At 70.6% G+C, this 23,138-nt stretch carries 22 protein-coding genes and 1 riboswitch; of the genes, 15 read left to right on the forward strand and 7 right to left on the reverse strand.

Features of this window, described 5'->3' with window-relative positions:
• Positions 1-48: 48 nt before the first annotated feature.
• Positions 49-1,509, reverse strand: coding sequence for a PepSY domain-containing protein (locus CIW48_RS10450; protein ID WP_149310731.1), 1,461 nt, complete (start codon positions 1,507-1,509; stop codon positions 49-51).
• Positions 1,503-3,686: a TonB-dependent siderophore receptor gene (locus CIW48_RS10455; RefSeq protein WP_149310732.1), complete on the reverse strand. Its 2,184-nt coding sequence runs from the start codon at positions 3,684-3,686 to the stop codon at positions 1,503-1,505. The genes CIW48_RS10450 and CIW48_RS10455 overlap by 7 nt, the downstream gene beginning before the upstream one ends.
• A 282-nt stretch (positions 3,687-3,968) precedes the next feature.
• Positions 3,969-4,162: riboswitch (cobalamin riboswitch) on the reverse strand.
• Between the two features lie 105 nt (positions 4,163-4,267).
• On the opposite strand from CIW48_RS10455, the gene CIW48_RS10460 reads away from it, so the two are divergent.
• Both CIW48_RS10460 and CIW48_RS10465 read left to right on the forward strand, forming a co-directional pair.
• Positions 4,268-4,735, forward strand: a complete 468-nt coding sequence (locus tag CIW48_RS10460; protein ID WP_149310733.1) for an NUDIX domain-containing protein — start codon at positions 4,268-4,270, stop codon at positions 4,733-4,735.
• Between the two features lie 142 nt (positions 4,736-4,877).
• Positions 4,878-6,266, forward strand: coding sequence for an RluA family pseudouridine synthase (locus CIW48_RS10465; RefSeq protein WP_149310734.1), 1,389 nt, complete (start codon positions 4,878-4,880; stop codon positions 6,264-6,266).
• Here the strand turns inward: CIW48_RS10465 and CIW48_RS10470 are convergent.
• Entirely contained in the window at positions 6,233-6,964 is a 732-nt protein-coding gene (locus tag CIW48_RS10470; RefSeq protein WP_246695187.1) for an alpha/beta fold hydrolase, read from the reverse strand. The two genes, CIW48_RS10465 and CIW48_RS10470, sit on opposite strands and share 34 nt — an antisense overlap.
• A gap of 179 nt (positions 6,965-7,143) precedes the next feature.
• Here CIW48_RS10470 and CIW48_RS10475 point away from each other — a divergent pair, with 179 nt between their 5' ends.
• The 4 genes from CIW48_RS10475 to CIW48_RS10490 all read left to right on the forward strand — a co-directional run bounded on the left by CIW48_RS10475 (position 7,144) and on the right by CIW48_RS10490 (position 9,545).
• The gene (locus CIW48_RS10475) at positions 7,144-7,524 is read left to right on the forward strand and encodes a hypothetical protein (protein WP_149310735.1); all 381 of its coding nucleotides are present in this window, start codon (positions 7,144-7,146) and stop codon (positions 7,522-7,524) included.
• Positions 7,525-7,582: 58 nt separating this feature from the next.
• Positions 7,583-8,248, forward strand: coding sequence for an HAD-IA family hydrolase (locus CIW48_RS10480; RefSeq protein WP_149310736.1), 666 nt, complete (start codon positions 7,583-7,585; stop codon positions 8,246-8,248).
• A gap of 46 nt (positions 8,249-8,294) precedes the next feature.
• The gene (locus CIW48_RS10485) at positions 8,295-9,086 is read left to right on the forward strand and encodes an ATP12 family protein (protein WP_149310737.1); all 792 of its coding nucleotides are present in this window, start codon (positions 8,295-8,297) and stop codon (positions 9,084-9,086) included.
• A 138-nt stretch (positions 9,087-9,224) separates the two neighbouring features.
• A complete protein-coding gene (locus tag CIW48_RS10490) occupies positions 9,225-9,545 on the forward strand; it encodes a hypothetical protein (RefSeq protein WP_149310738.1) in 321 nt (106 codons plus the stop codon).
• 12 nt (positions 9,546-9,557) lie between these two features.
• Here CIW48_RS10490 and CIW48_RS10495 read toward each other — a convergent pair whose 3' ends face one another.
• Positions 9,558-10,049 carry a glutathione peroxidase gene (locus CIW48_RS10495; protein ID WP_149310739.1) on the reverse strand — a complete coding sequence of 164 codons (492 nt, stop codon included), beginning with the start codon at positions 10,047-10,049 and terminating at the stop codon, positions 9,558-9,560.
• Positions 10,050-10,568: 519 nt separating this feature from the next.
• The gene (locus CIW48_RS10505) at positions 10,569-11,102 is read right to left on the reverse strand and encodes a hypothetical protein (protein WP_149310740.1); all 534 of its coding nucleotides are present in this window, start codon (positions 11,100-11,102) and stop codon (positions 10,569-10,571) included.
• Between the two features lie 136 nt (positions 11,103-11,238).
• On the opposite strand from CIW48_RS10505, the gene CIW48_RS10510 reads away from it, so the two are divergent.
• Positions 11,239-12,627 (forward strand): aminotransferase, encoded by a 1,389-nt coding sequence (locus tag CIW48_RS10510; RefSeq protein WP_149310741.1) that lies wholly within the window; start codon positions 11,239-11,241, stop codon positions 12,625-12,627.
• 248 nt (positions 12,628-12,875) lie between these two features.
• Here CIW48_RS10510 and CIW48_RS10515 read toward each other — a convergent pair whose 3' ends face one another.
• Together CIW48_RS10515 and CIW48_RS10520 are read right to left on the reverse strand one after the other, a co-directional pair.
• On the reverse strand, positions 12,876-14,198 hold the full coding sequence (locus CIW48_RS10515; RefSeq protein ID WP_149310742.1) for an HlyC/CorC family transporter: 1,323 nt from the start codon (positions 14,196-14,198) through the stop codon (positions 12,876-12,878).
• Positions 14,199-14,258: 60 nt separating this feature from the next.
• Positions 14,259-15,689, reverse strand: coding sequence for a hypothetical protein (locus tag CIW48_RS10520; RefSeq protein ID WP_246695188.1), 1,431 nt, complete (start codon positions 15,687-15,689; stop codon positions 14,259-14,261).
• Positions 15,690-16,034: 345 nt separating this feature from the next.
• Between CIW48_RS10520 and CIW48_RS10525 the strand changes: the two genes are divergently transcribed.
• From CIW48_RS10525 to CIW48_RS10550, 8 genes are all read left to right on the forward strand, one after another.
• Positions 16,035-16,433, forward strand: coding sequence for a DUF3775 domain-containing protein (locus CIW48_RS10525; RefSeq protein ID WP_091779979.1), 399 nt, complete (start codon positions 16,035-16,037; stop codon positions 16,431-16,433).
• 23 nt (positions 16,434-16,456) lie between these two features.
• Entirely contained in the window at positions 16,457-17,746 is a 1,290-nt protein-coding gene (locus CIW48_RS10530; RefSeq protein WP_149310744.1) for a phosphatase domain-containing protein, read from the forward strand.
• 207 nt (positions 17,747-17,953) lie between these two features.
• A complete protein-coding gene (locus tag CIW48_RS33885) occupies positions 17,954-18,385 on the forward strand; it encodes a hypothetical protein (RefSeq protein ID WP_246695189.1) in 432 nt (143 codons plus the stop codon).
• A 17-nt stretch (positions 18,386-18,402) separates the two neighbouring features.
• On the forward strand, positions 18,403-18,717 hold the full coding sequence (locus CIW48_RS33890) for a hypothetical protein (RefSeq protein ID WP_246695198.1): 315 nt from the start codon (positions 18,403-18,405) through the stop codon (positions 18,715-18,717).
• On the forward strand, positions 18,639-18,974 hold the full coding sequence (locus CIW48_RS33895) for an alpha/beta hydrolase (protein ID WP_246695190.1): 336 nt from the start codon (positions 18,639-18,641) through the stop codon (positions 18,972-18,974). The genes CIW48_RS33890 and CIW48_RS33895 overlap by 79 nt, the downstream gene beginning before the upstream one ends.
• A 150-nt stretch (positions 18,975-19,124) precedes the next feature.
• On the forward strand, positions 19,125-19,382 hold the full coding sequence (locus tag CIW48_RS10540) for a hypothetical protein (protein WP_091779990.1): 258 nt from the start codon (positions 19,125-19,127) through the stop codon (positions 19,380-19,382).
• A 214-nt stretch (positions 19,383-19,596) separates the two neighbouring features.
• Positions 19,597-20,751, forward strand: a complete 1,155-nt coding sequence (locus CIW48_RS10545; RefSeq protein WP_246695191.1) for an MFS transporter — start codon at positions 19,597-19,599, stop codon at positions 20,749-20,751.
• 65 nt (positions 20,752-20,816) lie between these two features.
• A complete protein-coding gene (locus CIW48_RS10550; protein WP_149310746.1) occupies positions 20,817-23,003 on the forward strand; it encodes a primosomal protein N' in 2,187 nt (728 codons plus the stop codon).
• Positions 23,004-23,138 lie beyond the last annotated feature (135 nt).

Below are 23,138 nucleotides of genomic sequence, written 5' to 3' on the forward strand. Positions count from 1 at the left end.
TCGTGAGGACGAAACGGGTGTGATCCGCCGCGGCGGCAACCAGGGTCCCTAGGCTGAAAGGGTCCGGCGCAGCCTGCGCCAGCCCGCGACGAGCCCCGTCACGGCGATCCCCGCGGCCAAGAGGTTCAGGATCCACTGGGCCGCATCGTGCAACCGGCGGCTGCCGGTCAGCCCCGGCAGGTCGAGGCGGTGTGCGCCGTCGAAGAGCCAGCGGTTGATCCGGCCGGACAAGTCCAGGCGCTGGAGGATCGCCCCGTCCCTCGGGTCGACGTGGAGCCAGATGGCGGCCGGGTCGTCGAAGCGCAGGCGCAGGACCGGCAGCGGGCGCGGGTCGGCCCCGTGCGGGTACCAGTAGGTATCGAAGCCCGCGAGGGGCTCCACCGCGCGCAAGGCCCCGCCGGGCACGGCCCGGGCGGCCGCCGACGTGATCGCGTCGACCGTGAGAGGGAGGCCATCCGCCGCGCGGCGGCCCTGGGTTCCGGCTAAGCCATCGGTGACGATCCACCAGGATCCGCCGATGGCGACGAAGCGCAGCCCCCGTGTTCCGGGCTCGGCGAAGCCGCGCAGGGTTGCTGCATCGAGGCCGAGGGGGGGCGGCGCGCCGGCATAGGCTGCGCGGATCTCGGCGGGGGCGGCGTTGGAGGAAAACCAGCGATACGGATTCATCGAGATCCAGCCGCTGACGATGAACGTGCTCAGCCCGATCCCGCCCGCGAGGCCGAACAGGTGGTGCCATCGGGCGATCCCGCGATAGGGCGTGACGGACCCGCCCGCGTAGCGACGCCGGAGCCGCAGACGCCAGATCCCGACCACGAGGCCGCTCAACGCCCCCAGGGCGGCGAAGCCCGAGAGCCACAGCAGGATCGTCCGCCACAGCTCCGGCCGCGCGCGCAGCGGTGTGAGATAGATCCAGTGTGTCACGGCGCCGACCCAGTTCCAGGCCCGCTCGAACTGGGTCGTGTCGAGGGCTATCTCGCCGGTGACCTGCGAGACGTAGAGTTCGGTCCCCGCCGGATCACCGAGAGCGACCTTGAGGAAGGGGCGAAGCGGGTCATACCGGGCCGTGACGGTCCACTGGTCGCGCTCGACCGGTTCGACCCGCCCATCTGGCAAACCCTCGGTCGCGAGTCGCAGCGCGCCTTCGGGCGTCAGCGGGCCGAGCCGCGCGCCGGTTCGCGCCGAGACCGTCGCCCGGTTGCCGTCGCGGCCGGCGATCCGGTAGACGGCCTCCCCGCCCCGCATTTCCAGGTTGAAGGCGGCCGGCAGGCCGACGGCTCCGCCGGCCCGGAGCGCGTCATCCGGCGCGACCGCGACCTGATCCCAGGCGATCGGGGTGAGCCGCGCGAGGCGCTCAGTCTCGGTGAGCGTCGGGAACGGCACGTAGAGCATCACCAGCCCGGAGCCGATCCACAAGGCGAAGAACAGCCCCGCGACGATGCCGGCCCAGCGGTGGAACAGGAGCAGCCAGCGCCGTCCCGCCTTACCGAGCCGAAGCCGCAGGCTCACCACGTCACCGTGTAGGCAACCTCCACCGAGCGCGGGCGCCCGAGCAGCCAGTTGGTGCCGGCCCCGTTCACGGCGTTGCCGCTGATCGCGTAGACCTTGTCGAACAGGTTGTAGACCCGCAGCGACAGGCGCGAATCCGCCGTGACCTGATGGTCCAGGACCACGTTGACGAGATTGTAGGCCGGGCGCCGCGCCGTGTTGCCGAAGTCGCTGTAGACCTGCCCGACATTCTGCAGCCCGATGCGTGCGGTCCAGTCGCGTGTGACGTCCCAGGTCAGCCAGAGATTGGCCACGCGCTCGGGCACGTCGATCGGCTGGTTGCCGGCATACGAGACCGTGGCGCCGCCCACCGTCTGGTCGAACCGGTCGTAGCGCGCGTGGAGGAGCGCGAGGTTGCCGTCGAGGCGCCAGCCGGGCGCGAACCGCCAGCCGAGCGCCAGCTCGAACCCTTGGGAGGACTGGCTTCCCACCTGCGTGGACAGCGTCGGCTGGCCGGGGATCGCCGAGATCAGGTTGTCCTTGACGATCCGGTAGCCCGCGACGGTCCATTCCAGGGCACCGTCGAAGGCCAGACCCTTGGCGCCGATCTCGACCTGATCTCCGGTCGCGAGCTTAAAGCCGGCCAGCGACTGCGACAGCGTGATCAGGCTGTTCACCGGGTCGGTGGCGAAGCTGTACTGGGTGTAGAGCGCGCTGTCCGGCGTCGGGTTGTATACGAGGCCGAACCGGTAGCCCAGCGCCCGGTAGGTCTTCTCGAACCGCGATCCCGTCTGCAGATCCTCCCGGTTCAGCGTGGGCACGTCGAGGCGCACGCCGGTGAGGAACGAGAGCTTGTCCGACAGGATCACCCGGTCCTCGGCGAAGACCGAGGCCTGGCTCGTCTGCGTGGCGTAGGCCGGACGGGCCCGCCCGTTCTGCGGGAAAAAGCCCGGATCGTAGCCGACGAGCGGCACGCTCGTGGTCTGGTCGAAGTAGAAGTTGTTGGTGTGGCGGAAGTCGATGTGATTGACGTCAAACCCGGCCACGAACTGGTTCGGCAGACCGAACAGGCTGCCCCGGAACGTCGCGTCGAGCCGGTCCCCGACCTGTTCCTGGCTGTGGTAGATCTCCAGGTAGTCGCCCCGGTCAACCAGCCCGGTGCCGCGGTTGTAGGAATATTGCTCGACATCGAGCCAGTGGCGCCGGCTGGTCAGCCGGTACGCGGTGTTCCGGATCGTGATGTCGGCCGAGGGCGACCACTCGGTCTTGAGCTGAGTCCAGTTGTCGGCCCAGGTAATCTTCGCGTCGCGGACGTTGTAATTGTTGAACCGGATCAGCTCCGGGATGCGCCCTTCGACGAGCGGCGTGCCCCAGTAGCGGGCGGGCTCCTGGTAGCCCAGATCGTGGCTCACGGTGAACGCGAGGTCGGCGCTCGGACGAAACAGCAGGGCGGCGGACACCGCGAGATTGCGGAAATCGCCCTCCGGCCGGATCCAGCCATCGGCCCGGTTGCCGCTGACGTTCAGGCGGTACGCGAAGGTGTCGCCGAACTCGGCCTGCCCGATCGCCCCGCCGGAATCGAACGCGAGCCGCGCCACGCCGTCGGTGCCCACCACCGCGCGGGCGGCGTTGATCGGAACGAAGACCGGCTTCTTCGGGACCACGTTGATGACGCCGCCGATGGCGCCGTCGCCGTAGAGCACCGAGGATGGCCCGCGCAAAACCTCAATCCGCTCGACGTTCCACGTGTCGAACGGGAAGGTCACGGTGTTGGCGCCGACGTAGAAGCGGGTGCCGTCGTAGAGCTGCTGGATCGAGTTCGGCCCGGCGAAGCCGCGGGACGTGAACGCGCCGTTGCCGTTGCCGGGCGCCGCGATGGTGGTGATGCCTGTGGCGTCCTGGGTCACGGCCTCGGCGATCGTGTCCTGACCGCGCAGCCGCGCGGTCTCGCCCGACACGATGTCGAGGCTGCCCGGCGTCTCCAGCGGCGTCAGGCCGAGGCGGCTCGCGGTCCGGTCGGGGGTGCGCAGGTTGAGGCCGTTCGGCGGGAGGCGGCTCGGGTCGCCGCCCGCGCCCGCGACGGACAGTTCATCCAGGGTCACGGCCTCCTGGGCGGCGGTCGGACTGGCGAGGAACGCGAGCAGCACGCCGCAGAGCGGGGCCCGCCCGCCGAGGCGGGAGCGATGGGTCTGTGGAGACATGGGAGAAGCGGTCCGTGCACGGCGCGCGCCGGCCCCCGCGTCCTAAATGCATTGTAATAACATTACAATACCCGCTGTCCGAAGGCCTCAGCCTGCTGGGGCGCGCCACGGCGTCCCGAGGCAGGAATCGGGGGGCTTGAGATGGCGGAGACGGGCATGGGGAACGACGTCGCGGGCGCGCTTGCTGTGGCACGTCACCGCGAACGAGGCCTCGGCGACCGCCTCCCCTCGGGACTGGCGGCGCCTCGACACCCGCCAGGACACCCCGCCCGGCGCGTTTCGCGTGTGACCACGGCTGACGGCAGGTCTCCTGGCTCGCGGGTCGCCGCCCTCGCACCGTCTTCCCGGGGTGACCCAGTGACGTGGTGGTGAAGGGCTCGCCGCTTACAGTTGCGGGGGCAGCCGCGGCTTCGGGGCGAACCCCTCATCGCGTTCCCTTTTGATCCCCGAGGGGAACCGTCGAGGCAGAGCTTGGCCGTAGTGTGACCGGGCGTCAACCGTGTGTCTGGTCGTTGCCGTGGATCGACGCGCGGCGCGCCGACCCGTTGCGGCTTTGCCGACGACGGGCTAGCCGGTGCGAAATGACGGTCTGGCGGCCCCCGGCGGAGATTCGCGTCAAGGCGCTGGGCCTGCCCAGGCGCGGCAACAGCCTGCTGGTCGCCGAGGTCCGTGCGGATGACGGGCGGCTGAAGGGCGTCCGACCCCTCGGTGGCAGCGTCGCGTTCGGCGAGAGTGCCGAGGACGCCCTGATCCGCGAGTTCAAGGAGGAGCTCGGCGTCACCGTCTCGGTGCTCGGCGGCCCGCGCGTCATGGAGAACATCTTCACGCACGAGGGGCAGGTCGGGCACGAGGTGCTGTTTCTGTTCCCGGTCGCCCTGCCGCCGGGTTGGTTCGACGGGCAGGAGCGCTTCGACTTCCACGAGGATTGCGGCACCGCCTGCGTGGCGCGGTGGTGCGATCTGGACGGGCTCGACGTGGCGGGCGGTCCGGATCTCTTCCCCGCCGGCCTGAAGGCCCGGCTCCGCGACGCGTGGGACGCGCAGCCTTGACGGACCGAACCGGCCCGGCGCCTTTGCCGCTCGGCGCCGGCGATGCTACAGCCGGGCAATCCCATCGGTCCGGACGTCCGCGACGCCGCGGCCCATGCGCCCGGACGCTCCGTCCGACGCGAAGACGGGTGCCGGCGGAAGCATGACGACACGACCTCCCAAAAGCGGCGGGCCGAAGGGGCGCAAGCCTCAGGCCGGCAAGTTCCAGGCTGGCAGACCCCCGGCCGGCAAGTTCCAGGCCGACGGCCGTGCCCGCACGGGCCCGCGCACCAGCGCCCGCGACGCCGCCGAGCGCGCGGCGCGCAATCGCGGCGACGACGCCGGCGCGCGCGATCCCTGGGGAGGGCAGGTCGCCGCGGCCCCCGCGCCGGCTCGGCCCCCGAAGCCGCGCCGCGACGCCGCCGCACCGCGGGGCCCCGCGGTGGCCAAGCCCGGCAGCCGGCCTCCGGCCAAGCGCGCGGCGGCCACAGCCCCTGCTCCCGCTCCCGGTCCGACCCGGCGCGAGCAGCGCGCCGCCGCCTCCGCGACCCTCGCCTCCGGCGTGCAGACCCTAACGGTCGAGCCGGACGAGGCTGGGATGCGGATCGACCGCTTCCTCACCGCCCGCTTCCCGCTTTTGCCCTTCACCCGCGTGCAGACCATCGTGCGCAAGGGCGAATTGCGGGTCGACGGCAAGCGCGCCAAGCCGAACGACCGGCTGGAGCCGGGCATGAGCGTGCGCGTGCCGCCGCTGCGCCTCGACCAGCCCACCGAGCGCCCGCGCAGCGCCGCCCGCGAGCAGGATGACGCCGAATTCATCCGCTCGCTGATCCTCTACGAGGATGCCGACATGATGATCCTCAATAAGCCCTTCGGCCTCGCGGTCCAGGGCGGCTCGGGGACGGTCCGGCACGTGGACGGCCTGCTCGCCGCTCTCACGGGTCCGGACGGCCAGAAGCCGCGCCTCGTCCACCGGCTCGACAAGGATACGGCCGGCTGCCTGATCATTGCCAAGACCCGGCTCGCCGCCGCGACGCTGGCCAAGAGCTTCCGCTCGAGGGCGGCGCGAAAGATCTACTGGGCGCTCACCGCGGGCGTGCCGCGGGTCCGGCAGGGGCGCGTCTCGACCTACCTCGCCAAGGAGGAGCCCACCGACGCCGATGCGCGGATGCGCGTCGCCAAGCATGGCGACGAGGGCGCGAGCCACGCACTCACCTATTACGCGATGGTCGATCAGGCCGCGCAGAAGCTGTCCTGGCTGTCATTCAAGCCGGTCACCGGCCGCACGCACCAGCTGCGCGCCCACGCGGCCCATATCGGCCACCCGATCGTGGGCGACCCGAAATATTTCTCGGTGGAGAACTGGGAGCTGCCGGGCGGCATCCAGAACCGCCTCCACCTGCTCGCCCGGCGGATCGTCATCCCGCATCCGCGCACCGGCAAGCCGGTGGACGTGAGCGCGCCGCTCCCACCCCACATGGCCCAGAGCTGGAACCTCCTGGGCTTCGACGCCGCGCGCTACGACCCGATCGTCGAAGCGCCGGAGGTCTGAGCCCGCAGCCAGGGCACGACCGCGTCGGCAAGGGCATGTGGGGCTTCCAGCGGCAGCATGTGGCCAGACCCGTCGATCACCGTCAGCGTTGCGCCCGGGATTCCGTCGCGAAGCTCCTGCGCCTCGTCGAGGCTGCGCAAGGCGTCCTGAGCTGCCGCCACGACCAGGGTTGGGCAGCCGATCGCGCCGAGGCGGTCGCCGTCGGATTCCCGGGCCTGCCCGGCTTGGCGGAGGAAGACGGGTCCGCCGAGCCGGTCGCCCATCTGCCGAATGCGCGAGACCAGAGCGGTGTCGCCGGTCCGGCCCGGATGCACCGATTGGAGGATCGCGGCCCGGCTGAGGCCCCTGTAGCCCTGCTGCCGGATTTGGGCGATCGCGGCCGCCTTTCGGCGCGCCTGGGCTTGCGTGTCGGCGCGCGACGAGGTTGCGACGAGGACGAGCGCCTGCACCCGTTCAGGCACGAGCCGCGCGACCGCGCGGGCGACATAGCCGCCCATCGAGAAGCCGACCAGACCGAATCGCGCAGGAGCGGCCGCCGCCACCCTGCCCGCCATGGCGGGAATGGTGGCATCCTGGCTCAGATCGCCGTGCGTCAGCGGTCCGACCTGCGCCAGCCGCTCCGCCATGTCTGACCAGAGGTCGGCATCGGTCATGAAGCCGGGCAGCAGCACGAGGTTCATTGCCGGATCATCCTTCATGCCTTCGGATCGCCACCGCGAGCCCCGCCGCGCCGCGGCCTCTTCCATGGAAGGTGGCACGCCCTCCGAGACTCCTGTGTCGCGCATGCCTTGGCAATCGGCTGCGCCGCCTCATATGCTGCCCCGCGCCCCGCAGATCCGCGGCGGGGCCTGTTTCCGGCGGTTCGAGACCCTGACACATGAAGCTCGCGACGCTGGCCTGCCTCGCCGCCCTGTGCCTCACCGGGCCGATCGCGCATGCTGCACCGGGCGAGGCAGCCAAGCCGGCGCCGGCGACCAACGGCGTGCATCCGGCCGAGGCGGCGCCGCCGCATTCGGCCGCGACGCCCGGGGCGAGCGCGGCGCCCGCGCAGGCTGGTCCGCGTCCGGCCAACAGCGCCCGCGCGGAGCGCCGGCGGCGATCTTACGCGGCCTGCAACCGCGCCTCGCATCAGCGCGGCCTGCGCGGCGGCAAGCGCCGGCGGTTCCTGATCCGCTGCCGCCTCGGCTACGAACGGACCCGTGTTCCCGGCGGGCAGCCCGCAGCCGCGGCGCCGGCACAGCCGGGCCGGAAGCCGTGACGGTGGCCGATCTTTCCCGCTTCGCGCCGTCAGGGCGGGCTTTCGCGCGTCGCCGGCGATGAAACTCGTCGTCTTCGATGTCGATGGCACCCTCGTCGACAGCCAGCACCTGATCGTGGCGGCCCAGGAAGTGGCCTTCGCGGAGAACGGTCTGTCCGCTCCGGGGCGGCGCGAGGCCCTGTCCGTTGTGGGTCTGTCACTGCCGCAGGCTTTCCGACGTCTGGTCGGCGAGGACGGCCCGGTTGCGGAACTCTCGGAGAGCTACAAGCAGGCCTACAACCGCCTGCGGCTCGACCCGGCTCACGAGGAGCCCCTGTTCCCCGGGATGGCCGATCTGCTGGCCCGGCTGCATGACCGTTCGGACGTGCTGATCGGCCTCGCCACGGGGAAGTCGCGACGCGGGGTCGATCGGCTGATCGCGCATTATGGCTGGGCGGACTGGTTCGCCACCACTCAGAGCGCCGACGACGCGCCGTCCAAGCCGGATCCGACCATGCTGCAGCAGGCGATCAGCGAGGCCGGCTGCGAGGCCGGGACCACCGTGATGGTCGGTGACACCACGTTCGACATCGCCATGGGCGTGGCGGCCGGCGCCACGGCCATCGGGGTTGCCTGGGGCTACCATCCTCCGGATGCGCTCTACGAGGCCGGCGCGGTGACGGTTGTCCCGAGTGCCGCGGCGCTGGAGGCGCTACTTCTCGAGGGTCTTGCAACGGGCGCCTGATCGCGAAAGGCTCGCGCGCCGGGCCGGAAGCGCCTATCTCGCGTCCATGAGCGATCAGACGACAGACTGGCTCGGCGAACCGAGCGATAGGGAGCGGCCGGATCCGGTGCGCGCGGCGCGCGGCCACGCCAAGCCGGCCCTGCCCCGGCGCTTCTACACAGAGGCCGGCTTCTCCGAGGGCGCCGACGGATTTCGGCTGACCCTGGACGGACGTCCGGCCAACACACCCGCGCGGAACCCGCTGCAGCTCCCGAGTCGGGCCCTGGCCGAGCGCGTCGCGGCGGAATGGGCGGCCCAGGACGCCGCGATCGATCCGGCGCGGATGCCCCTGACTCGGCTCGCCAACACGGCGATCGACGGGGTCACGCCCCGGATGGCCGCCGTCGCTGCCGATCTCTGCGCCTATGCGGGCACCGATCTCGTGGCCTATCGCGCCGGAGATCCGGATCGCCTCGTGGCGGCGCAGGCGGCGGCCTGGGATCCCATCCTCGCCTGGGCTCGGGACGAGTTCGGCGCGCGGGTGATCCTTAGTGAGGGTGTCATGCATGTCGCGCAGCCGGCCGACACGATCCAGGCTCTGTCCGCGGCGGTGACCGGGGTCACCGACCCGTTCCAGCTCACCGGCCTGCACACACTCACGACGCTGACCGGCTCACTGTTGATCGCGCTGGCGGTGCTCCGGGGGCGCCTGACGCCGGCGGAGGCCTGGGCCGCGGCCCATGTCGACGAGACCTTCCAGGCCGCTGTCTGGGGGCGCGACGCCGAGGCGGAAGCCCGCCTCGAGACGCGTCGGACGGAGTTCGAGGCGGCTGCCGCGTTCGTCGGTGCCGGCGGCTGATGCCAAGCCCCTGTCCCGGGGCAGTCGCGCAGATGCAATTGCGCAACAATCCCGCATTCGCGGCGCTCAACCTGGGTCGGTGGCTGACAAAGACCGGACACTGTTTTAATCTCGGCACACATTGTGTTCGAGTCGACGATGCGTGCCGACCAGACTGCCGGGTGTAGATTCGAAGATGAGCTGGCTGGTTTGATCGCGTCGATTCAGTCTTCCCGGGATATCGGCAAGCGATACGCGCTCTTCGATGCTCTTTCGAACCTCGAACGTCGAGCTCAGTGTGCCCGCGCGCCCGAAGCGACCTTGCGCAAGATTGCCGAGATCCGCTTCCTGACGGGTATCCTGCGCGAGGCGGTGCGTCCGTTCCCGATCGCGCCCCTGCGGACGGTGCTGCGCGCGCGTGAACGGGTCGACACGATGCGCGTCTCCCCCGCCGCAGCTGCGGATCTCGACGCCGTCTGACGGCGGCGTGGCTCAGGCGTGCGTGGCCAAGACAGCCTGGATCTTCGCCTCCAGGGCGGCGGGCTTCGTCCCGGGCGCGAAGCGGGCGACGACCCGGCCGTCGCGTCCCACCAGAAACTTGGTGAAGTTCCACTTCACCGCCCGCGTCCCGAACAGCCCGGCGCGGGCGCGGGTGAGATAGGTGTAGAGCGGATCGGCCCCCGACCCGTTCACCGCGATCTTGGCGAGCACCGGAAAGCTGACATCGTAACGCAGCGCGCAGAAATTCGCGATCTCGGCGGCGTCACCCGGCTCCTGGGCGCCGAACTGGTTGCAGGGGAAGCCCAGGATCGTGAGGCCCGCATCCCGGTATCGGCGCCAGAGCGCCTCCAGACCCTCATATTGCGGGGTGAAGCCGCAGCGAGAGGCCGTGTTCACGATGAGCAGAACCCGTCCGCGATGCTGGGCGAGCGGGTACGGGGTCCCATCGGCCGCGGAGACGCTGAAATCGTGAACCGTCGTCATGGCCGATCAGTCGGGCAAACCGACCTAATCTGCAAGGCTCACCCCTCGCGGCATTGCGACTGCGAAGCCGGCCGAATGTCTATCCCGGTATATGGCCAAGCGCCCACGGGTCACGTCAGCGGGTGACACTCGCGGCAACGATCCTCGGCACGGCCGCGCGTGGGGGGTAACCGCATCCCCCGCCTGGACCCGACCGGGATCTGTGGATGGAGCGCTATCAGCTCAACGTCCACGACGGATCCACGATCTCGGACGCGGCGGGCACCGATCTGCCGGACTGGCAATCCGCTTAACTGGAGACCGTCCGGCGCGCCGGTGAAATCCTGAAGTGGGATGCTCAGCGCCTCGCCCTGGGTGAGGATTGGCGGATCGAGGTCGCCGATCAGACGGGGCTGATCCTGTTCCAGCTGACGTTCCGCGTCGTGGAGACGCCGGTTATGCAGAGAAGTTCCGGGATGGAGCGCTGAGCCGGGTCGGCGAGGGGTTCTGAGCGCTGTCGGGACCCTACGAGCGATCGGTTCAGGCCGGGACTTTCCGGACGTCGAAGCTCGGGCCTTGGGGCGTCATGCGGTCGGTTGTGACGATGCGTTCGTCGGCGCCCACGACTCCGAGACTGACATCGCGGTCCGGCAGGATGACGGTGGTACTCTTGTTGACGTGGACCAGCACGTGCCGCCGCAGCGGCACCGAGGCCACGGCCCAGCGCTTGAGCTGCCCGTAATAGGGTTCGCGCCGCCATGTGCCCGCCTGTCCGGGATCGACCTGCACGTTCATGTTGCGGGTGATCGGGTCGAGACTCAGCACCATCTTGGCACGATCGGGTTTCCATTCCGGCCCGAGCCAACCCTCGGTCATCCAGAGGCAGTGGAATGCCCGGCAATGATCGGGCCGCGTGGCATGGATGGCGCAGCCCTGGCCGGCCCGGGTGTGGCGGCACCATTGGCCCGCCACGCTCTCGACGGCGGGCACGTCGTAGACCTTGCAGCAGAGCGTGCAGGCACCGCAGGCGCGGCCGGGGGCGGGCTGCGCGACGAAGGCTTCGGGATTGAGCATGGTTTGTGCGTCGCGAGAGGCAGTCGCTTCCGGCATGCGTCCGGCAACGGCCGGCCGCGGATCCTTCGGGCTACCTGCCGGGGCATCGGGTCGGTAGTGTGGCGACGGTGACCCTCGCACGAGGACCTTGCGAACCATGCTCTCGAACCTCGCGACCCGCGACGTCGAAACCCTCCTCCATCCCTACACCAACTTGTCGATGCACCGACAGACGGGCCCGCTGGTCCTGGAGCGCGGCGAGGGCGTGCACGTCTTCGACACCGAGGGGCGTCCCTACATCGAGGGCATGTCGGGCCTGTGGTGCACGGCTCTCGGCTACTCGAACGCCGAACTCGTGGAGGCGGCGCAGGTGCAACTGGCGCGCCTGCCCTTCACGCACCTGTTCTCCGGCCGCAGCCACGATCCGGGCATCGAACTTGCCGAGACGCTCAAGGAGCTGATGCCGGTCCCGACCTCGAAGATCTTCTTTACCTCGTCGGGTTCGGAGGCCAACGACACGCAGGTCAAGCTGACTTGGTACTATAACAACGCCCTGGGCCGACCGAAGAAGAAGAAAATCATCGCCCGTCAGAAGGGCTATCACGGCGTGACGGTAGCCAGCGCCTCTATGACCGGGCTTGCGGCGAATCACGCCGACTGGGACCTGCCGCTACCGGGCTTCCTGCACGTCTCTGCAGCCCACCATTACCGGGGCGCGGAGCCCGGGGAGAGTGAGGAAGCCTACTCAGCCCGACTCGCTGCCGAGTTGGAGGAGACGATCCTGCGCGAGGGCCCGGAGACGGTGGCGGCCTTCATCGCCGAGCCGGTGATGGGTGCGGGCGGCGCGATCGTGCCGCCGCGGGGCTATTTTTCAGCAATCCAGGCCGTGCTGGCGAAGTACGATGTCCGCTTCATCGCCGATGAGGTGATCTGCGGCTTCGGCCGGCTCGGCACATGGTTCGGAAGCGAGGCGCTCGGTGCCCGGCCGGACTCCATCTCCTTCGCCAAGGCGCTCACCTCGGCCTACATGCCGCTCGGCGGCGTCAGTATCGACGCGCCGCTCTACGACGCGCTGGTGGGCCAGAGCGAGAAGATCGGTACCTTCGGTCACGGCACCACCTATTCCGGCCATCCGGTCGCCGCCGCGGTGGCGCTGAAAGCGATCGAGATCTATCGGCGCGATCGAGTGATCGAGGGTGCGGCCGAGAAGGCGCCGCATTTCCAGCGTCGGCTCTCGGCCCTCGCCGGGCATGACATCGTGGGCGAGGCCGGAGGGATCGGGCTGATCGGCGGCCTGGAGATCGTCGCCGACAAGGCCACGAAGCGGCAATACGACCCGAAGAAGGGGGTCGCCGCCCGCTGCGTCGCCTTCGCACAGGCCGAAGGGCTGATCGTGCGGGCGCTTGCCGGTGACCGCGTCGCCGTATGCCCGCCGCTGATCATTGCGCCCGACGAGATCGACGCCCTGTTCGACCGGCTTGGCCGGGCTCTGGACCGTACCCGCGACTGGATCCGCGCCGAGGGTCTGCAAGCGATGCCGGGGTGAGGGTCATCGGCCCCGCGCGTCGTGGAGAGGGCGTGAAACGGCGCCCTTCCAGGGCGCAGCAGGCGAGCCCGGAATCCAAAACCACTGTCATTGCAGAGCTTGGCACGTCGGCGGACCCGGATTCCGGGCTCCGCTGCGCGGCCGCGGAAAGACAGGCCCGGGCATGGCAATTCGCGTCAAGACGCCGGCTGCCCCAATAGACCTCCGCGCTGAGCGCAATCACCTCGCTCACCGGGGAACGGCTGCCCTCATACCGCGTCGCGCTGGGACTCCGGCTGGGCGGGGGCCTGAAGCCCGGCCGAGGTCAGCGGCGTGATCCGCAGCGTCGTGATCCGATTCTTCGCCTTCCGCAGCACTTGGAAGCGAAAGCCGTGGAAGTTGAAGGCCGTCCCCTGATCGGGGATGGTCCGGGCCTCGTGGATCACCAAGCCGGCGATCGTGGTCGCCTCCTCGTCGGGCAGGTTCCAGTCCATCGCCCGGTTCAGGTCGCGGATCGGCACGCCGCCGTCGACATTCACCGATCCGTCCCCCTGGGGCCGAACGCCCGAGACCGTGACGTCGTGCTCGTCGGCGATGTCGCCGACGATCTCCTCCAGGATATCCTCCAGGGTGACGAGGCCCATGACCTCGCCGTACTCGTCGACCACGAGGGCGAAGTGGGTCTTCTTGGTCAGGAAGGCCTTGAGCTGCGCGCGCAGCGACGTCGTGCCCGGCACGAACCAGGTCTCCAGGGCCAGCGCCTCGACCTTGAGGCCGGACGCGTCGCCGCCCGCGGCGTCGAGCGCCCGTAGAAGATCCTTGGCATGGAGGACGCCGACGATGTTCTCCGGCGTGCCGCGCCAGAGGGGCATCCGCGTGTAGGGCGAGGACAGAACGGCGCGGACAATGTCTTCGGAGGGCTGGTCGGCGTCGATCGCCCGCATCTTGGTGCGGTGGACCATGACGTCGGAGACCGACAGGTCCGACAGGTCGAGCAGGCCGCCCAGCATATCGCGCTCGGCCTTGGCAACGCCGCCTTCCCGGTGCATCAGCGCCACCTGCCCACGCAGCTCCTCAGCTGCGGTGAGGATCGACTGGTGCTCGCCGATCGTGATGCCAAACGGCTTCAGCATCAGCCGCACCAAATGCTCGATGGCGATAGCTAGCGGGCCCATCAGCGCTACCGCGAAGGCCACCGGCCGTGCGGTGAGCAGTGCCGCCTTGTCGGGCTTGGAGATGGCGAGCGTCTTCGGCAGGACCTCAGCGAAGACGATGACCAGCACCGACATGCCGACCGTGGCATAGATCACGCCACTCTTGCCGAACAGCGCGGTGAGCACGCTCGTGGTGAAGGCCGAGGCGCCGATCGCCACGATGTTGTAGCCGATCAGCATCGCGCCGATGAAGCGCTCGCGAATCGCCAGGATACGGTTGACGATCGCGGCCCGGGGATCCCCCGCCTGTTCGAGGGCGTGCATCCGGGCCCGCGAGGCGGCCGTGAACGCGGTCTCCGCGCCAGCGAAGAACGCTGAGAGAAGCAACGAGATCGCCACGATGCTCGCGGCGAACCACAGGTCGATATGGGTTTCCATCGGGTCCGTCAGGCACGCCGCGCGCGGCTTGTCGGCCGCCCATATAGCGTCTCCCGCGACTTATTGCGCGCCGATCGGGCGCACCGTCCACGTCGCCCAGTAGACGGGCCTTCCATAGAGGCTCGACGTTTCGCGGCCTGAAGCGGCCGGGGCGAGCCGGTCGAGCCACGTCAGGAACCCGGCCTTGTTCGGGTAGATCGCGGGAGTGTCGAGGTTGCCCTCCGCATCCGTCATCCAGAAATGCGCGCTCCGGTCGTACCGGCCGCTGCCGTTGCCTCCCGAGCGCAGCCCGAGATAGGCGGAGGAGCGGCCTGCTTCCACCGGATCGGCATAGAGCTTGAGGGCGCCGATCCCGTCGAGGCTCAGATCGGCCGTGTACTGGAGGCAGATGTCCGCCACCGGACCGCCCGGAGCGTTGGCGGGGCGCTGGCACGTGTAGGAGACCGCCCAGCGCGGCATACCCTTGGCCCGCGCCACCCGGACGAGGGTCCCGGGCGGCAGCGGCCCGGCGAGCTTGCGCGCTGTCGACCAGACCTTCGGCCCCGACAGGTCCTGCGCGGTGCGCAGGAACAGCCCGGTGCGGCGCTTCTCGGGGGCGAGGCCGCAATCCTCGGGCAGCACGTCGGTGTAGATGTAGTGATAGGTGCGGTCGACGACGCTGATCGAGCCGGCGAGTCCGTGGGTCTCGAAGGCCGGCGCCGTGCAGGCCGACGTGACCGGCTTGCCCGCCTCGTCGACCACCGCGGCGGGGACGGGCGGGTCGCTGCGGCGCCCGCGACCCGCGCCGGCCTCGAACGGCGTCCAGGCCAGCCCGTAGCCGTCGGCGGTGCGGGTCCGGATCTCGAACGTCTGGAAATCGAGGGTGCGCGCCTGAATCTGGACGCGGCGCCGGACGTCGGCCGGACCGGTCGCAGGCTCGTCTCGCTCCGCCCGCCGACGCCGGCCGCGGCGCTCGGTGTCGGCCTCGTCGCCGGCCGTGACGCCGACGCGCTCCTGCCCGAGCAGGAAGACGTAGCTGTAGGCCTCGCCGGCCCACGTCCGGCCCGTCACGGCGATCGGGTCGCGCGGGCCTATGCCCTCGGCGGACGGCGTTGGCTCCGACCAGCCGCGGGTCCGCGCACGCTCTTCCGGCAGATCGACCCAGAACCGGTCGGCCGATGGCGGCAGCGTCGTGGCCAGGGCCTCGAAGGTCCGGCCCGTGCGCAGGGCACCGCCGTCCCTGCTGTCCGTGGCGCGCCGCTCCGGACAGGGCTCGTCCCGCCGCGAGGCCACGGGGGTCTGGCCCTGGAACACGGCCTGGAGCGGACCGGGTGACTCGGAGCGGGCAAGCCGCAGGATCTGCACGCCGCGCACGAAGGCGCAGGGGGCCGGCGCGATCAGGACGCCCTCGGCCTCCGAACCTTCGCGGCAGATCTCGAGGGCGCCGCCGCCGGTCAGGAAGCAGCTCGGCGCGCTGCCCTCGTAGCTCGCAGATCGGGCTTTGGCGGACACTGGCCCGAGCAGCGTGGAACCGGACAGCGCGCAGAGCCCCGCGAGGGCCAGGACGTGCCGTCGCCGCCCGGCCGAACACCGGGACTTTACGTCGCGTGCACACGAGATGATGGTATCGGAGAGGGACGTCTTGAAAATCTTTATAGAAATCACGTCTATCGCCGAGGTTGATCCGGTGATCGAATTAGTCTCGCAGCCTCTATCCCAGGGTCGTTCAGGCGGGAAGTGGCGCGGACCACGCAAGCGGGCTTCGAAGGGGAAGAGGCGAACCCGGCGCCCGCTCGTCCGTTGTCGCGGCTTGAGGGCCCCGCTTGCCCGACCCTGTCAGCGTCCGGAGATCAGCGTATGGATATCGCCGTCGAAACCGTCACCGACATCGTCATGCGGCTGCGCGCCATCGAGGTGAAGGAGGGTAACACCGACCCGGATTCGGGCTCGAACCCGATCGACGACGGTGCCACCGATGTCCTGATCTCCGGCACCGACGATGCCACCGAATCCGAGGTCCGCAGCGTCATTGCTGGCCTCGACGACGATTCCCGGGCCGAGCTGCTCGCCCTCCTCTATGTCGGGCGCGGCGACATGGAGCCGGAGGAATGGAGCGAGGCGGTACGTTTCGCCCGCGAGCGGGAGGCTGCCGGCGAGGGCGCAGTGCGGGAGCTGCTTGGCAGCCCCGATGCCGGGGATCTCTTGGAGGAAGGCCTCGATGCGATGGGACTGAGCCCTGAGCTGCCGCAGGCCTGAGCGTCCGAGCGGCGTCTGATCCCATGACCTTGCGCGTGCGGAGGGGCGCCATCAAGGCGCTGCGGGTCCTCACCCGGCCGGTCCGTCGCGCGCAGGGGCATGGCGGCAAGGGCCGGGGCGGACTCGTGGTCGAGCCCTATCGAGGCTACGGGTCCCGGGACGAGCTGTTCCTGATCGGCCGGGTCTTCCGGCAATCGCCGGGGATCCCTGGCGAGGATCCCGAATCCCTACGGGCGCAGTGGCGCGACCTACGCCGCCGCATCGCCCGGCGGACAGTCGCCGGAGCGGCCGTGACTGCCCGGTTTGGCGACGACGCCGTCCGGGTCGAGACAGATCAGGACGGCTATTTCCGCGTGCACCTGCATCCGCGCACCCCCCCGGCCGAGTCCGGCGACTGGCACGCGGTCGATCTCCTCCTCGACGCCGAACCGCCGATCCCCGCCGAGGGCGCGGTGTTCATCCCGCCCGATCGCTGCCGCTGCGTCGTGGTCAGCGACATCGACGACACCGTCATGCGCACCGGCGTCGCCAACAAGCTGAAGATGCTCTGGCGCCTGTTCGTGGAGGATGCCGAGAGCCGTGTCGCCTTCCCGGGCGTCGCGGCCCTGTATCGCGCCCTCCATGCGGGCGCCGGCGGCGACGAGGGCAACCCGATGCTCTACGTCTCCCGCGCCCCCTGGGGTCTCTACGAGATGCTATCGGAATTCTTCCAGCGCCACGGCATCCCGGCGGGGCCGGTGCTGTTCCTGCGGGAATGGGGCCTGTCCTGGACCCATCCGCTGCCGCGGCGGGCCACCGACCACAAGCAGGCGCTGATCAAGCACATGCTCGCCCTCTATCGCGACCTGCCCTTCGTGCTGATCGGCGATAGCGGCCAGCATGACCCAGAAGTCTACGCGCAGATCGTCGAGGAGAATCCCGGGCGGGTGCTGGCTGTCTATATCCGCAACGTGTCCCGCGGCTCCGCCCGGGTCGAGGAGATCGTCCGCCTCGCCGGTGCCGTGGCCCGGGCCGGATCGAGCCTCGTGCTCGCCGCCGACAGCGTCGCCATGGCCGAGCACGCGGCCGCCATCGGGCTGATCGCCCCGGATGCAGTGGCCGGCGTCGCCGAGGAGCATGCCGCCGCGGCCGAAACCGGACCGCGCCGGGAGACCGCCCGGATCACGCCGGAACCCGCGGGCGTCGCCGACGCGGCGGAGGATCCGATCGCGCCGGAGGCGATCGCCGAGGCGCTCGCCGGCGATGGCAGCGTGCCGGCGACCCTGGTGGTCGAGCCGGGGACGCCGGCCGCGCTCCCGCGGCACGGCCCGTGAAGGCGCGGCCGCGATCGTAACCTGGCCCGCTGTCGCGGCCCGCCGGGTCCAATAGGTTTCGGACGAGTGCAGCCGGCACCCGCCGAGACGAGGCGCGGAATGGGCTTCCGCAGGAGGAGCCGAGATGCGCCTGAGCCTGTCCGCTCTGCTGATGATCGCCTGCGGCACCCAGGCCGCCTTCGGGCAGGCCGGCCCGCGGAGAGGGCCGTGCCCCGCTTCGCGCAGTTGGACGCCGAGATGCAGGCGGCCAACGCCCCCGAGGCCGCGGACGCTGCCGGCCAAGGTCGTTCCGGTGCCCGGCACGACCAGCCCGGAATTCCGCTCGGCGGTGGCGGCGCCCTACCGTGTGCCGGCCTGGAGCGCGAACCCGCCGGACGCCGCGGCTTGGAAGGCGCTGGTCGACCGGCTGGCCGCCGCGGGGGGCGCCACCTCCCCGCCCTGCGTGAGAAGTTCGGCTTCACCAGCGAGGCGGCGGTGATCGGCGGCGTGAAGTCTAACGTGATTCAGCCGCGACAGATGCCGGAGGCCAACCGCAACCGGTCGCTCCTGCACATCCGAGGGGGCGGCTACGTCTACAATCCCGGCGAATCCGGCACCCTGGAGGCTATCGTGACGGCCGGACTCGGCGGCTACAGCTGATCGTGTTCGATTACCGCATGCCGCCGGATGCCCCCTACCCGGCTGCCATTGACGACGCGACCGCGGTGTGGCGGGCCATGAAGACTAGGCAGAAGCCCCAGAACGTGGCGGTTCGGCACTTGTACGGGTGGCGGCATGACCCTGTCCCAGATGCTCCGGGCGAAGGCCGGGGGCTGGCTTTGCAGGCGCCCATTGGCCTCGGCACGCCCTGGTCCGACATGACTGAGACGGGCGACGGCTACCGGACCAACGAATGGCTGGACAACGTTCTCTCAGCTATTCCGGCTACCTCACGCCGGCCGCCAAGCTCTACGCTGCCGGTCGGGACCTGAAGGACCCGCAGCTCTCGCTGATCGACGGCGACTACACCAGCCTGCCGCCCACAATCCTGATCACCGGCACCCGCGACCTGTTCCTGTCCAACACGGTGCGCACACACCGTAAGCTGCGCGCTGCAGGGATCGACGCGCCGCTCCGGGTGTTCGAGGGCATCTCCCACGCCCGGTATCTGCTCACGCCGGACGCACCCGAGACCAGGGAGGTATTCGGAGAGATGGCACGGTTCTTCGACGGGCATTTGGGTCACTGAGGCCCTGCGCGTGGGGCTTGTGCGGGGCTTGTCCTCACGAAATGGTGCAATGCAGCAATTCGTGAGGAAGGGTTCACATCCGGCTCGCGATGCCTAGGTTCGGGCGCTCCCGTGCCGGTCCACGCTCTGCGAGCCCCTTGGAGCCCATCCGTGCAAACCTATACCCTCGCCATCGCCGACGGCGTCCTGTTCGCCTGCTTGCCCGACGAGGCCGACATCACGGCCGCGATCACTGACGCGACCGCCACCAATTACGGGTTCGGCCTCAACCTCGATATCGTCCGCGGCGCGACCTTGACCGACGCGACCGGTCCCGAGGACGAGGTCGTCTGGCAGGAAAGCCCCGACAGCGAACTGCTCGATTCCCAGGGCCGGCGCTATCGCTACGCCGTCCGGCGCCCGTGCTGAGCGCAATCCGCTGAGCCCCTGACGCGGACCCGACCTGTGGTGCTACGTTCCATTCATGCGGCTGGGAGCCTGTCGCGTTTGGAACGGATGTTTCGCCCCGGGGCAGGATCATCCTCACAGGGAACACCGTTCCCATCATGACAGGTTCGCCTTCGGCGACTCGGATTGACGGGGCGATGACGTTTATGGCCCCAACACCCTGATGCGGACAGGGGTGCGCAACGCGGGACAGCAGAGCGCGCTCGCCCGGTTCCTCGTCCTGTACGCCGCGCTCTACGGCGCCTATGGCGGCCTGTCGCCGATCCTGCCGGGATTCCTGGCCGCGCGCGGTCTGACGCCGGGCGAGATCGGCGTTCTGCTCGCCGCGGCGGGTGTTCTGCGCCTCGGGGTCGGACCCCTGGCCGGCGCCTTCGCCGACCGCCATCGGGCCGGCCGCTCCGTCCTGGCCGCGAGCCTCGCAGTGGCAGGGCTAAGCGCCCTGGCGCATCTGCCCGGGGAAGGGCTGGCCCAACTGATCGGGCCGGCCCTCCTCTACGCGGCCGGAACTGCGGCGCCGGCGCCGCTCGCCGACGCGCTGGCCTTGGCAGCCGCACGGGGCGGTGCGGCATTCCAGTACGGCTGGGTCCGCGGCGCGGGCTCGGCCGCTTTCATCCTCGGCACTGCCGCTACAGGCTGGCTGATCGGCCTCTTCGGCCTCGCCGCCGCCCTGGTCGCGAGCGGCAGCCTGTTTCTCGCCGCCGGCGTCGCGGCTCTGGCGCTGCCCGCCGCCTCAGGCGGAGCGGTCCGGGCCGAGGCACCGTGGCACGGCTTCGCCACCCTGATCGCGCTGCCGCGCTTCCGCCGCACGGTCCTGGCCGCCGCGCTGGTGATCGGCGCGCACGCAATGCACGACGGCTTCGCCATGATCCTGTGGCGCTCGGCCGGGATCGCGGCGGGCATGGCCGGCCTGCTCTGGTCGGTTTCGGTGGCCGCCGAGGTTCTGGTGTTCCTGCTGGTCGGCCCGCCGCTGCTGCGGCGTATCGGCCCCGCGGCCGGCATCGGGGTGGCGGCCTGTGCGGGGGCGGTTCGCTGGGCGGTGCTAGGCTCCACGACGGCGCTCCCGTGGCTCGCCGCCGTCGAGGCCCTCCACGGGCTGAGCTTCGCTCTCCTGCACCTCGCCTGCCTGGAGCTGATCGAAGAGACCGCGCCCGCTGATCTCCGGGCGACCGCTCTGGCTCTCTACGGGACCCTCGGCCTCGGCCTGTCCGGCGTGGCCGCGACCCTGGCGTCCGGGACGCTATACGGGTCCTTCGGGGCTTCCGCCTTCTGGGCGATGGCCGCCCTGAGCCTCGCGGCCCTGCCGCTGGTGCCGGGGCTGCGGGAGCGCTGAAGCGGCGGGTTCTTTTCCCGCGCCTATGGTACGGACCCGGAACGGACCCGCCCGAAAAGCCCCGCATGCCCCTCGTCGCCGAGATCCTGATCCCGCTCGCCCTCGATACGCCGTACAGCTACGTGGCGCCGGCCGGGCTCGACCTCGCCGCCGGCGATGTGGTCCAGGTGCCCCTCGGCCCGCGCGAGATCGTCGGGGTCGTCTGGGGCGTGACCGAGACCGCCGGCGGCTCCAACCTGCGGCCCGTGACCGGCCGGCTGCCCTACCCGCCGCTCTCCGAGCCTCTGCGCAGCCTCGTCGACTGGATCGCCCGCTACACATTGGCGCCGAAGGGCTCAGCGCTGGCTATGGTCTTGCGCCTTCCCGACGAGGCGGCGGCCGGCGAGACCGCCCGGGTCGCCGTGCGCGTCACCGACAAGCCCCCGGCCCGGCCGACCCCGGCCCGCACGAAGGTCCTGACGGTCGCCGCCGACGGCGCGCTGCGCGGCAAGAGCGCACTCGCCAAGGAGGCCGGCGTCTCGCTCTCGGTGGTTGATGGGCTCATCGACGACGGCGCCCTGGAGACCGTGGCGGTGGCGCCCCAGCCGGTCGCGCCGCGGCCCGACCCGGACTTCCCGCGGGCGCCGCTCTCGCCCGCCCAGGCCGAGGCGGTGGCGGCCCTGGTAGCCCCCTTCCCGTGGGACGGATCGCAGGAACAGGAAGCCGATCTCAGGCCGGTTCTGCTGGAGGGCGTCACCGGCTCGGGCAAGACCGAGGTCTATTTCGAGGCGGTGGCGGCCTGCATCCGCGCCGAGCGTCAGGCGCTGATCCTGATGCCCGAGATCGCCCTGACGGCGCAGTTCCTCGACCGGTTCGCGGCTCGGTTCGGAGTCAGGCCGGCCGCGTGGCATTCCGGGATTGGCGGCAAGCGGCGCGAGCGCCTGCGAGCGGCGGTGGCCGAGGGCGAGGCCCTGGTCGTGGTCGGCGCGCGCTCCGCCCTGTTCCTCCCCTTCGCGCGGCTCGGCCTGATCGTGGTCGATGAGGAGCACGAGACCGCCTACAAGCAGGAGGACGGCGTTCACTACCACGCCCGCGACATGGCGGTGGTGCGCGGGCGCCTGGAGGCCTGCCCGGTCGTGCTGACCTCGGCCACGCCCGCCATCGAGACCCGCGTCAATGCCGCGCGGGGGCGCTACCGGCACGTCCTGCTCCCAGAGCGCTTCGGCGGGCGGGCCCTGCCCGACATCGCAGCGATCGACATGCGCCTCGACCAGCCCGAGCGCGGTCGCTTCCTGAGCCCGCCGCTGGTCAACGCCGTGAAGAGTACCCTGGAGCGCGGCGAGCAGGCGCTGCTCTTCCTCAACCGCCGGGGCTACGCGCCACTGACCCTCTGCCGCGCCTGCGGCCACCGCTACCAGTGCAAGAACTGCTCGACCTGGCTCGTGGAGCACCGGTTCCGACGGGCGCTGGTCTGCCACCAATGTGGCTACGCGGAGCGCAGGCCGGAAGCCTGCACCGAGTGCGGTACCTTCGACAATCTCACCGCCTGCGGGCCCGGCGTCGAGCGCATCGCCGAGGAGGCCGCCGAGCTGTTCCCGGACCGTCGTATCGTGGTCCTGTCGAGCGACTTCCCCGGTGGCGCGGAGCGTCTGCGGCAGGAACTCGAAGCGGTGGCGGCCGGCGCCTGCGACGTCGTGATCGGCACGCAGCTCGTGGCCAAGGGCCACAATTTCCCGTTCCTGACCCTGGTGGGCGTCCTCGACGCCGATATCGGCCTGACTTCGGGCGATCCCCGGGCGGCGGAGCGCACCTTTCAGCTGCTCCAGCAGGTGACCGGCCGGGCTGGCCGCGGCGAGAAGCCCGGGCGCGCCCTCGTCCAGACCTACCAGCCGGACCATCCGGTGATCGCGGCCCTGCTCTCGGGCGATGCTGAACGCTTCTACGCTGAGGAGATCCAGGCCCGGGAGGCGGCTGGACTCCCGCCCTTCGGGCGACTCGCGGCCCTGATCGTCTCGGCGAGCGAGCGCGAGGTTGCAGAGGCACACGGGCAGGCCCTCGCCCGCGCCGCCGAGCCCCCGGAGGGCGTGATGGTGCTGGGGCCTGCCGAGGCGCCGCTGGCCCTGGTGCGTGGCCGCTACCGCTTCCGCCTCCTCGTGAAGACCGAGCGCAATGTCGACCTCCAAGCCTATCTGCGCGCTTGGATCGCCCGGGGCCCGAAGGTGCGCGGCAACGTCCGGGTCGCCATCGATGTCGACCCGCAGAGCTTTTTGTAGGACACTTCGCAGACTTCCCGGCAACGTGGACGCCGGTTCACCGTCGGAAAGTACGCCCGAGCCAGGGTTCGAAGCCATACCGCATCGCGACGGGATCGGGTATGGCTCAGGTCACGGGCGGCGGACCCTGGCCGG

Source organism: Methylobacterium sp. P1-11 (genome assembly GCF_008329595.1).
In the GTDB taxonomy this organism is placed as follows: Bacteria; Pseudomonadota; Alphaproteobacteria; order Rhizobiales; family Beijerinckiaceae; genus Methylobacterium.

Excerpts from the sequence above, each read along its gene's own strand:
- CIW48_RS33890 (WP_246695198.1), top strand. The coding sequence starts at position 18,403 with ATGCCGCCGGATGCCCCCTACCCGGCTGCCATTGACGACGCGACCGCG.
- CIW48_RS10470 (WP_246695187.1), bottom strand. The coding sequence starts at position 6,964 with ATGAAGGATGATCCGGCAATGAACCTCGTGCTGCTGCCCGGCTTCATG.
- CIW48_RS10505 (WP_149310740.1), bottom strand. The coding sequence starts at position 11,102 with ATGCTCAATCCCGAAGCCTTCGTCGCGCAGCCCGCCCCCGGCCGCGCC.
- CIW48_RS10530 (WP_149310744.1), top strand. The coding sequence starts at position 16,457 with ATGACCTTGCGCGTGCGGAGGGGCGCCATCAAGGCGCTGCGGGTCCTC.
- CIW48_RS10550 (WP_149310746.1), top strand. The coding sequence starts at position 20,817 with ATGCCCCTCGTCGCCGAGATCCTGATCCCGCTCGCCCTCGATACGCCG.
- CIW48_RS10465 (WP_149310734.1), top strand. The coding sequence starts at position 4,878 with ATGACGACACGACCTCCCAAAAGCGGCGGGCCGAAGGGGCGCAAGCCT.
- CIW48_RS10475 (WP_149310735.1), top strand. The coding sequence starts at position 7,144 with ATGAAGCTCGCGACGCTGGCCTGCCTCGCCGCCCTGTGCCTCACCGGG.
- CIW48_RS10515 (WP_149310742.1), bottom strand. The coding sequence starts at position 14,198 with ATGGAAACCCATATCGACCTGTGGTTCGCCGCGAGCATCGTGGCGATC.
- CIW48_RS10480 (WP_149310736.1), top strand. The coding sequence starts at position 7,583 with ATGAAACTCGTCGTCTTCGATGTCGATGGCACCCTCGTCGACAGCCAG.
- CIW48_RS10510 (WP_149310741.1), top strand. The coding sequence starts at position 11,239 with ATGCTCTCGAACCTCGCGACCCGCGACGTCGAAACCCTCCTCCATCCC.
- CIW48_RS10490 (WP_149310738.1), top strand. The coding sequence starts at position 9,225 with ATGCGTGCCGACCAGACTGCCGGGTGTAGATTCGAAGATGAGCTGGCT.
- CIW48_RS10460 (WP_149310733.1), top strand. The coding sequence starts at position 4,268 with ATGACGGTCTGGCGGCCCCCGGCGGAGATTCGCGTCAAGGCGCTGGGC.
- CIW48_RS10525 (WP_091779979.1), top strand. The coding sequence starts at position 16,035 with ATGGATATCGCCGTCGAAACCGTCACCGACATCGTCATGCGGCTGCGC.
- CIW48_RS33895 (WP_246695190.1), top strand. The coding sequence starts at position 18,639 with ATGGCTGGACAACGTTCTCTCAGCTATTCCGGCTACCTCACGCCGGCC.
- CIW48_RS10495 (WP_149310739.1), bottom strand. The coding sequence starts at position 10,049 with ATGACGACGGTTCACGATTTCAGCGTCTCCGCGGCCGATGGGACCCCG.
- CIW48_RS10455 (WP_149310732.1), bottom strand. The coding sequence starts at position 3,686 with ATGTCTCCACAGACCCATCGCTCCCGCCTCGGCGGGCGGGCCCCGCTC.
- CIW48_RS10485 (WP_149310737.1), top strand. The coding sequence starts at position 8,295 with ATGAGCGATCAGACGACAGACTGGCTCGGCGAACCGAGCGATAGGGAG.